The 9,402-nt window shown below is 66.4% G+C and carries 9 protein-coding genes and 3 tRNA genes; all 12 read left to right on the forward strand.

Annotated features, from left to right (window positions below):
* Nucleotides 1–465 (forward strand): ExbD/TolR family protein, encoded by a 465-nt coding sequence (locus tag XarbCFBP7408_RS04940; RefSeq protein WP_104561883.1) that lies wholly within the window; start codon nucleotides 1–3, stop codon nucleotides 463–465.
* Entirely contained in the window at nucleotides 462–2,231 is a 1,770-nt protein-coding gene (msbA, locus tag XarbCFBP7408_RS04945; RefSeq protein WP_104561885.1) for a lipid A export permease/ATP-binding protein MsbA, read from the forward strand. Before XarbCFBP7408_RS04940 ends, msbA begins: the two co-directional genes overlap by 4 nt.
* Nucleotides 2,228–3,265, forward strand: a complete 1,038-nt coding sequence (lpxK, locus tag XarbCFBP7408_RS04950) for a tetraacyldisaccharide 4'-kinase (protein ID WP_104561887.1) — start codon at nucleotides 2,228–2,230, stop codon at nucleotides 3,263–3,265. Before msbA ends, lpxK begins: the two co-directional genes overlap by 4 nt.
* Nucleotides 3,266–3,578: 313 nt before the next feature.
* Complete coding sequence (kdsB, locus tag XarbCFBP7408_RS04955) at nucleotides 3,579–4,358, forward strand: 3-deoxy-manno-octulosonate cytidylyltransferase (protein ID WP_104561889.1); 780 nt, start codon at nucleotides 3,579–3,581, stop codon at nucleotides 4,356–4,358.
* Nucleotides 4,355–4,819 (forward strand): low molecular weight protein-tyrosine-phosphatase, encoded by a 465-nt coding sequence (locus XarbCFBP7408_RS04960; protein WP_104561891.1) that lies wholly within the window; start codon nucleotides 4,355–4,357, stop codon nucleotides 4,817–4,819. Before kdsB ends, XarbCFBP7408_RS04960 begins: the two co-directional genes overlap by 4 nt.
* Before the next feature lie 23 nt (nucleotides 4,820–4,842).
* Nucleotides 4,843–6,261, forward strand: coding sequence for a hypothetical protein (locus tag XarbCFBP7408_RS04965; protein ID WP_104561893.1), 1,419 nt, complete (start codon nucleotides 4,843–4,845; stop codon nucleotides 6,259–6,261).
* Nucleotides 6,258–8,114 carry an excinuclease ABC subunit UvrC gene (uvrC, locus tag XarbCFBP7408_RS04970; protein WP_104561895.1) on the forward strand — a complete coding sequence of 619 codons (1,857 nt, stop codon included), beginning with the start codon at nucleotides 6,258–6,260 and terminating at the stop codon, nucleotides 8,112–8,114. The genes XarbCFBP7408_RS04965 and uvrC overlap by 4 nt, the downstream gene beginning before the upstream one ends.
* Complete coding sequence (gene pgsA, locus XarbCFBP7408_RS04975; protein ID WP_016902574.1) at nucleotides 8,114–8,746, forward strand: CDP-diacylglycerol--glycerol-3-phosphate 3-phosphatidyltransferase; 633 nt, start codon at nucleotides 8,114–8,116, stop codon at nucleotides 8,744–8,746. Before uvrC ends, pgsA begins: the two co-directional genes overlap by 1 nt.
* 36 nt (nucleotides 8,747–8,782) lie before the next feature.
* Nucleotides 8,783–8,858, forward strand: a tRNA-Gly gene (locus XarbCFBP7408_RS04980).
* Nucleotides 8,859–8,926: 68 nt separating this feature from the next.
* Nucleotides 8,927–9,000 (forward strand) — tRNA-Cys (locus XarbCFBP7408_RS04985).
* Nucleotides 9,001–9,081: 81 nt separating this feature from the next.
* A tRNA-Gly gene (locus XarbCFBP7408_RS04990) sits at nucleotides 9,082–9,157 on the forward strand.
* Between the two features lie 159 nt (nucleotides 9,158–9,316).
* Nucleotides 9,317–9,402: transposase (locus tag XarbCFBP7408_RS22305; protein ID WP_146093739.1), on the forward strand; the 86-nt coding region annotated here is incomplete at its 3' end.

The following is a 9,402-nucleotide window of genomic DNA, read 5'->3' on the forward strand; positions in this document are numbered from 1 at the left end:
ATGCACATCGGCAGTGACCGAGGCCAGGACGAGCCGCATATCGATCTGGTGCCATTGATTGACGTGATCCTCGTCCTCATCATCTTTTTCGTGGTGACCACGACCTTCGACGCACGCTCCACGCTGCAATTGCAGCTGCCGACCGCCAGCGACCAGCACAGCAGCACACCCCCACGTTCGCTGAGCGTGCTGGTCAATGCCGATGGGCGTTATTTCATCAACGACCAGGAAGTGCTGCGTTCGGACGTGGACTCGCTCAAGCAGACCATCGCCCAGCTCGCCGGCGACGACCGTGAGCAGACGGTGTTGCTGCGCGCCGATGCACGCACGCCGTATCAAGCGGTGGTGACCGCGCAGGATGCATTGGGACAACTCGGCTTCCGCCGCATCGCGATCGCCACAGCGCCTCAAGCCGGGGCGACACCGACGACCGGCCAGACCCGCACCAACGGAACCCGCCAGTGACCACCTCCAACGACCGCCCGGCGCCAGTGTCGTCCTGGCGCACGTACCGTCGCCTGCTGGCCTTCGCCAAGCCGTATCGCCTGTTGCTGGTCGCCGCGCTGGTTGCCGCGCTGATCGAAGCGGCGGGCACCACCGGCTTCCTGGCATTGATGAAGCCGATCACCGACGAGACCTTCATCTACAAGAATGCCGAAGTCAGTCGCTGGCTGCCGGTGCAGATCATCCTGCTGTTCGTGGTGCGCGGGGTCGCCGGCTACATCACCGATATGGCGATGGGCAAATCCGCACGCAGCATCGCGCGCGACCTGCGCGTCAAGGTGATGTCCAAATATCTGCGCCTGCCGGGATCGCGCTTCGATTCCGAGCCGGTGCCGTCGATGCTGATCCGGCTGGGCTCGGACTCGGACCAGGTGGCGCAGGCGGCGGTGGATGCGGTCAAGGTGATGATCCAGCAATCGCTGCAGGTGATCGGCGCGCTGGCGCTGATGCTGTGGCATAGCTGGCAGGTCACGCTGACCATCCTGGTGCTGGCGCCGGTGCTGGCCTGGGTGATGGACAAGGTGGCGCGGCGCTACCGGCGCATCAGCCACAGCATCCAGGAAAGCGGCGCGCATCTGCTGCAGGCGGCCGACCAGACCTTGTCCAGCCATCAGGAGGTCAAGATCTACGGTGCCCAGCAGACCGAAATGGAGCGCTATGGCGCGCTGGCCGACCGCAATCTGCGCCTGGCCATGAAGGTCGAATCCACGCGCGGCATTTCCACCGCCACGGTGCAGATGATCGGTGCGATCGGTCTGTCGGCGCTGCTGTTCGTGGCCGGGGCCCAGGCCCTGGCCGGGCGGCTGACGGCCGGCGACTTCGTGGTGCTGATGACCTCGATGCTGACGATCATTCCGGGCCTCAAGCAGCTCACCAATGTGCAGAACATGGTGCAGCGCGGCCTGGCCTCGGCCGAGCGCCTGTTCTCGGTGCTCGACAGTCCCGACGAGCCGGACCAGGGCGCGGTGCCGCTGACGCGCGCCAAGGGCCTGATCGAGTTCCGCCATGTCACTGCACGCTATCCGGGCCAGGCGAATCCGGCCCTGGCCGATGTCAGTTTCGTGGCGCAACCGGGCACGGTGACGGCGATCGTCGGGCGCTCGGGCAGCGGCAAGTCCAGCCTGATCAAGTTGATCCCGCGCTTCTACGAGGCAGAGTCCGGGCAGATCCTGCTCGACGGACACCCGGTGCAGGCGTACGCGCTGGCCGATCTGCGGCGGCAGATCGCGCTGGTCGGCCAGCAGGTGATGCTGTTCGACGGCAGCATCGCCGACAACGTCGCCTATGGCGAAATGCGCAGTGCCGATGCCGGCCAGCTGGAACGCGCCATCCTGGGCGCCAACGCGATGGAGTTCGTCGCGCAATTGCCCGACGGCCTGCAGTCGCATGTGGGCACCAAGGGCGGGCGCCTGTCCGGCGGCCAGCGCCAGCGTCTGGCGATCGCACGCGCGATGCTCAAGGACGCGCCGATCCTGATCCTGGACGAGGCCACCGCGGCGCTGGACAACGAATCCGAACGGCTGGTGCAGGACGCCCTGCACAAGCTGATGCCGGACCGCACCACGCTGGTGATCGCGCACCGCCTGTCCACCATCGAGCATGCCGACCAGGTGCTGGTGATGGATCAGGGCCGTATCGTCGAGCGCGGCACCCATCACCAATTGCTGGAGCAGGGCGGCTTGTACTCGCACCTGCACGGCATGCAGTTTCGCGAACGTCAGGCATGAGCAAGCGCGGCACCCGCACGCCGGGTTACTGGTACGACAATGCGCCGATCCCGCTGTCGGCGCGCCTGCTGGTGCCGGTCTACGGCGCTGCCATCGCGCTGCGGCGCGCCCTGTATCGCCGCGGCTGGCGCAAGCGCCACGGCGTGCCGGTGCCGGTGATCGTGGTGGGCAACGTCACTGCCGGCGGCACCGGCAAGACCCCGTTGACGATTGCCCTGGTCGCCAGGTTGCAGGAGGCCGGCTGGACGCCCGGCGTGGCCAGCCGCGGGTATGGCCGGGACGAATCGGGCACGGCACGCTGGGTCGAGGCGGACACGCCGGTCGCGCTCGGCGGCGACGAGCCGGTCCTGATCGCCTGGAAGACCGGCGCCCGCGTGCGCGTGGACAGCGATCGCCTGGCTGCGGCGCGCGCCCTGGCGGAAGCGGGCTGCGACATCGTCGTCTGCGACGACGGGCTGCAGCACTATCGGCTGGCCCGCGATGTCGAGATCGAAGTGGTCGATGGCCAGCGCCGCTACGGCAACGGGCGCCTGCTGCCGGCCGGGCCGCTGCGCGAGCCGGCTGCGCGTGCACGCGACTGCGATTTCCGCGTGGTCAATCTGGGCCAGGCCAGCGCAGCAGCGACCACACCCGCGCCCGATGACGCCGGATTCGGCGAATGGCAGATGCGCCTGAGCATCGACAGCGTGCAGCCGATGGATGGCAAGCGCGCTCAACCATTGAGCAGGCTGGCCGGCCAGCGCGTGCATGCCGTTGCCGGGATCGCGCACCCGGAACGTTTCTTCGCGATGCTGCGTGCGCGCGGCATCGGCGTGGTGCCGCATGCCTTTCCCGATCACCATGTCTATCGCGCCGCCGACTTCAGCTTCGGCAGCCGCCTGCCGGTGCTGATGACGGAAAAGGATGCAGTGAAGTGCAGGCCATTTGCCGACGAGTGGCTGTACAGCGTACCGCTCAAGGCGGAGCTGCCGGCGGCGTTCTGGGTGAGCCTGCTGGATCGCCTGGACAAGTTGGCGAGCCGGCAGGGCGTGTGAACGCTGCGCCGGTAGGGCGATCTGCAGCTTGGTTGCAGGGTCCTTGCCGACACACCGTCGCGGGACACACCGCAAGGACATCCATGCAGGTGCTTACGCGGCATCCATACCGCGTAAGGTCCCGCGACGTTGGAGGGGCAAGGACCAATCAAGATGGTCGGTGTGCATAGCAGTGCATGCAGCGGCGTGCTGGTGCCGATGTAGGGCATCGCTGCCCAACTGACCACCGCGACTTCGCTCAATCACACAACGACAGCATGCGATTCGGTTATCTCGTTTCTTCCACTCTTCCTGCTTTCCAGAGCGCGCACGCATGGCCACCACAACCCCTGCAGATTTCGTCGTCGCCATTCCCGCGCGCTACGCCTCCACGCGCTTGCCGGGCAAGCCGCTGCAACTGATCGGTGGGCGCCCGATGATCCAGCATGTGGCCGAGCGGGCGCTGCTGGCCGGCGCGCGCGAGGTCTGGGTAGCCACCGACGATGCGCGCATTGCCGCGCTGATCGAAGGCCTGTCCGGTGTGCATGTGGCGATGACCGGCAGCGAGCATGTGTCGGGCACCGACCGGCTTGCCGAATGCGCACGCATCGCCGGCTGGGAGGCCGAGACCTGCGTGGTGAACCTGCAGGGCGACGAGCCGTTCGCGCCGGCCGCCGGCATCCGTGCGGTGGCCGAGCTGCTGCTGCACTCCGGCGCCGAAATGGCCACGTTGGCCGCACAGGTCGACAGCGCGCACGAACTGTTCGATCCGAACGTGGTCAAGCTAGTGCGTAACGCAAGTGGCGACGCCTTGTACTTCAGTCGCGCGCCGATTCCCTGGCATCGCGACAGCTTCGCCAGTCAGCGCGACAGCTTGCCCGATGACGGGCAATGGCTGCGCCATATCGGGATCTACGCCTATCGCGCAGGATTTCTGCAGCGCTTTGCCGCAATGCCGCCGGGCATGCTGGAGCGCATCGAGTCGCTGGAACAATTGCGCGTGATGGAGGCCGGCTACCGCATCGCGGTGGCCTTGACGCCGGAGCAGTTTCCGCAGGGTATCGACACCCCGGACGATCTGGCGCGCGCGCAAACCCGCGTGGCAGCGGCATGAGGGTGCTGATCGTGTGTCTGGGCAATATCTGCCGCTCGCCGATGGGCGAGGGCGCCCTGCGTGCGCGACTGTACCAGGCACGGCTGTCGCGGCGGATCGAGGTCGATTCGGCCGGTATCGGCGACTGGCATGCCGGCGATCCGCCGGACCCGCGCGCGATTCGCTGTGCACGCGGCCATGGCGTGGACATCTCCGGGTTGCGCGCGCGCCAGGTGGGTGGCGCCGACTTCGAACACTTCGACTGGTTGCTGTGCGCCGATGGCAGCAATCTGCGCGATCTGCAGCGGCTCGCCCCGGCGCCGCTGCGCGACAGGGTCGCGCTCTGGCTGCCCTGGGCGGGTGTGGAAGCGCGTGACGATATCCCCGACCCCTATAGCGGCGACATGGACGATTTCGAGCGTGCCTGGCAACTGGTCGATAGCGCTGCGCGCCGGACCGTGGCCAGACTCACCCGCAGCTAATCGGGCTTGGGCATAATTACGCTATGACTGCCCAGCTCACCCAGGAATTGCCGGAATTTCCTACCTGGCTCAATGCCAGGCCATCCACCCTGCAGGAGCATCGCGGGCGGGCGCTGGTGCTGGCATTCGTCAATGCCAGCTCGGTGTGGTGCGCCGAGCGCCTGGCCGAGCTGGCGCAGTTCCAGGCGCGCAGCCCCGGCCGGCTGCAGGTGATCGTGGTGCAGGTGCCGCGCTTCGACAGCGAACGCGAGCCGCAACGCGCGCTCAAGCAACTGCGCGGCCATGGTGTCAGTGCGCCCATCTTGCTCGACAGGGACTGGGAGACCTGGCGCCGTTTCGGCATCGAATCGTGGCCGACGTTGGTGCTGCTCGATGCCTACGGCCGCGAGCGTCAGCGCCTCGTCGGCGCGACCGGCGATCTCGACAAGGCGCTGGTCGCCCTGTGCGAAGGCCAGCCGCCGCCGTCGGATGCCGATCTGCATGGGGTGGCCGAGCGCGATCCCGAGCCGCGCCTGGAGCTGCGGTTTCCAACCGGTCTTGCCGCCACCGAGGACCGCCTGTACATCGCCGACACCGGCCATCACCGCGTGCTCGAATGCACGCATGGCGGCCGCGTGCTGCGCCAGTTCGGCCACGGCAACGCGGACTTCATCGATGGTGGCGTCGGTGAGGCGGCGTTCCGGCGTCCGCAAGGCCTGGCGCTGGAGCGCGACCAGCTGTATGTCGCCGACACCGGCAATCACGCCCTGCGTCGCATCAACCTGCGCAGCGGGCAGGTCGACACCTTGTGCGGCACCGGGCGCTCCGGCGAGCCGGTCGAGGGGCCGCTGGCGTTCGCCGGTGCCTCGGCGCTGAACTACCCGCAAGGCCTGGCCGTTGCCGACAACCAGGTGTTGATCGCCATGGCGGGCGACAACCGCATCTGGAGCTATGACCTGGGCCGCGCCGCATTGAGCGCACGCGCCGGCACCGGTGCGCTGGAGGCGCGCGATGGCAGCGGGCATCTGGCCGCGTTCGCACAGCCGGCAGGATTGGCCGCGGTGCAGCAGGTGGCCTACATCTGCGATGGCCTGGGCTCGTCGATCCGCACCATGCAATTGCGTGGCGATCTGGTGCAGACCCTGGTCGGCGGGCAGGGCACCTGGCAGTTCGGCGACGAGGACGGCCCGCGCGGCACTGCGCGGCTGCAGTTTCCGCAAGCCATCGCCCTGGCTGCCGATTCGCCGATGCTGTGGATTGCCGACACCGGCAACGGTCGCCTGCGCCGCCTGCGTCTGGGCGGCGGTGAACTGACCACCGTCGCGCTGCCACGCCGCCTGCATGGCCCGGCCGGTCTGGCGGTCGCCGCCGGTGCGGTGTGGATCGCCGAGACCGATGCCCATGCGGTGCTGCGCTACGACCTGGCCAGCGGCGAACTGCGCGATGTTTCGATAGAAGAATGAACGCAAGGCCCCAATCCGATTTCGATGGAAAGGCGTTTGCTGCGCAATTGAGCACCGCGCCCGGCGTCTACCGCATGTACGCGGGCGACGACACCTTGCTGTACGTCGGCAAGGCTGGTGCGTTGCGCAAGCGCGTGGGCAGCTATTTCAATGGCACGCCGAAAAATGCGCGGCTGACCTCGATGCTGTCGCAGGTCGCGCGGATGGACGTCACCGTGACCCGCAGCGAAGCCGAGGCGCTGCTGCTGGAAAACCAGCTGATCAAGTCGCTGTCGCCGCGCTACAACGTGTCGCTGCGCGACGACAAGAGTTATCCCTACGTGCTGCTGACCCGTGAGCAGTGGCCGCGCATCGCCCTGCATCGTGGCCCGCGCGCCGTGCAGGGGCGCTACTTCGGCCCGTACACCGGCGTTACCGGCGTGCGCGAAACGTTGAGCCTGATGCACAAGCTGTTCAAGCTGCGCAGTTGCGAAGACAGCGTGTTCCGCAACCGCTCGCGGCCGTGCCTGCAATACCAGATCGGCCGCTGCAGCGCGCCCTGCGTGGAGCTGGTCGCCGCGCCCGATTACGCCGAATCGGTACGCCGCGCCACCATGTTTCTGGAGGGCAAGAGCGACCAGCTCGGCGAAGAGATCATGCAGTCGATGCAGCAGGCCAGCGAGGCGCTGGAGTTCGAGCGCGCCGCACGCCTGCGCGATCTGCTGTCCTCGTTGCGCAGCATGCAGAACCGCCAGTATGTGGATGGCCGCGCGGCGGATCTGGACGTGCTGGCCTGCGCCACGCAAGCCAGCCAGGCCTGCGTGCTGCTGCTGAGTTTTCGCGACGGCCGCAACCTGGGCACGCGCTCGTTCTTTCCCAAGACCAATGGCGAAGACAGCGCGGACGAAATCCTGGCTGCGTTCGTGTCGCAGTACTACGCCGAACATTCGCCGCCACGCGAGATCCTGCTCGATCGGGAAATTCCCGATGCCGAGCTGATCGAAGCCGCACTCAGCACCGCCGCCGAATACAAGGTGACGTTGAAGTGGAACGTGCGCGGCGAGCGTGCCGGCTATCTGCTGCTGGCGACGCGCAATGCACAGCTGACCCTGGTCACCGAACTCACCAGCCAGAGCGCGCAGTACGCACGCAGCGAGGCGTTGCGCGAGATGCTCGGGCTGGCCGAGCAGGTCAGGCGGGTGGAGTGCTTCGACATCAGCCACACCATGGGCGAGGCGACGGTGGCCTCGTGCGTGGTGTTCGATGCCAGCGGCCCGGTGCGCGGCCAATACCGGCGCTTCAACATTGCCGGGATCACGCCGGGCGACGACTACGCGGCGATGCGTCAGGCCATCGAACGGCGTTTTCGACGCGCGGTGGAAGAAAACGGCGTGCTGCCGGATGTGCTGCTGATCGACGGCGGCGCCGGTCAGCTCGCGCAGGCGAAGGGCGCGCTGGCCGATCTGGGCATCGAGAATGTGCTGCTGGTCGGCGTGGCCAAGGGCGAGGAGCGCAGGGCAGGGCACGAGGCGCTGATCATGGCCGACGGCCGCGAACTGCGGCCGGGTGCGGCATCGCCGGCACTGCAGTTCATCCAGCAGGTGCGCGACGAGGCGCACCGCTTTGCGATCACCGGTCACCGCGGCCGCCGCCAGAAGGCCCGCATGACCAGCAAGCTCGAGGATATCCCCGGCATCGGTCCGCGCCGACGCGCGAGCCTGCTCAAGCATTTCGGTGGCCTGGTCGGGCTCAAGGCCGCCGGCGAGGCCGAGATTGCGCGGGTGGAGGGCGTCAATGCCGCACTTGCCGCGCGAATCTACGCTAACCTGCACGGGCTGGCGCTTCCCGATGCGGCAGGCGAGTCGAGTCCGTAATGAAGTTGACCATCCCCACGTGGCTGACACTGCTGAGGATCGTGATGATCCCGGTGTTGGTCGTGGTGTTCTACCTGCCGTACACCTGGACCAATTTCGCCTCCGCCGGCGTGTTCGCGCTGGCTGCCATCACCGACTGGCTGGATGGCTGGGTCGCGCGGCGTTATCACCAGTATTCGGCCTTCGGCGCATTCCTGGACCCGGTGGCCGACAAGTTGATGGTCGCAGTGGCCTTGTTCCTGATCGTGCAGGGCCACCCCACACCATGGATGGCGTTCTGGGCGGCGGTCATCGTCGGCCGCGAAATCGCAGTCTCCGCATTGCGGGAATGGATGGCCGAAATCGGCCAGCGTGCCAAGGTACGGGTGGCGGTGATCGGCAAGGTCAAGACCACCGCACAGATGGTCGCGCTGCTGTGTCTGCTGTATTCGGTGACGCCGGGGCAGATGCCCACGCACGAAATCTGGTTCGGCAACCTGATCTTCCGCGCCGGTTACTGGACGCTGGCGATCGCCGCACTGCTGACGTTGTGGTCCGGATTCCAGTACCTGCAGGCCGCCTGGCCGAGCCTGCGCGCCGACGAAAAAGCCGCGATCACCAGTAAACCGAAAAAAGTCGAAAGCAATAGTTGACAGCGATGCTGTTCGCTGTAGAATTTCGCCTCCCAAGCGGGAATAGCTCAGTTGGTAGAGCGCAACCTTGCCAAGGTTGAGGTCGCGAGTTCGAGTCTCGTTTCCCGCTCCAGATGTAGACAAGGCCCCTTGCCGGAGGTCTCGTTGTTTCAAGGCAGGATGCCTTGGGTTTGATGTTTCGGCCTGGTGGTAGAGTGGTTATGCAGCGGACTGCAAATCCGCGTACGCCGGTTCAATTCCGGCCCAGGCCTCCACATTGCATGCGTTGTTCCATGCGTCGGCAACGACGACAGGACTGGCGCAACGAAGTAACAAGCTGTACAATTTTGCTCCACGCGGGAATAGCTCAGTTGGTAGAGCGCAACCTTGCCAAGGTTGAGGTCGCGAGTTCGAGTCTCGTTTCCCGCTCCAATTTTTATGCTGTGGACTTCTACCGAAGTCCACAGCACCTTGATCCCACAGTGGTTTATGCCTGTGGAGCATCCAGCAAAGTCTGCTGAAATCCACTGATACGCCCAGGGTTTCCTAGACATCTCAAGGCCATGGAAAATGGCTGATTCGCAGGTGTCCATGAGCAGTAAGCGGTATACGGATGAGTTCAAGATCGAGGCGGTCCGGCAAGTGACCGATCGTGGGTTCAAGGTGGCAGAGGTCGC

It is taken from the genome of Xanthomonas arboricola pv. guizotiae (assembly GCF_002940205.1).
Lineage (GTDB): Bacteria > Pseudomonadota > Gammaproteobacteria > Xanthomonadales > Xanthomonadaceae > Xanthomonas > Xanthomonas arboricola_C.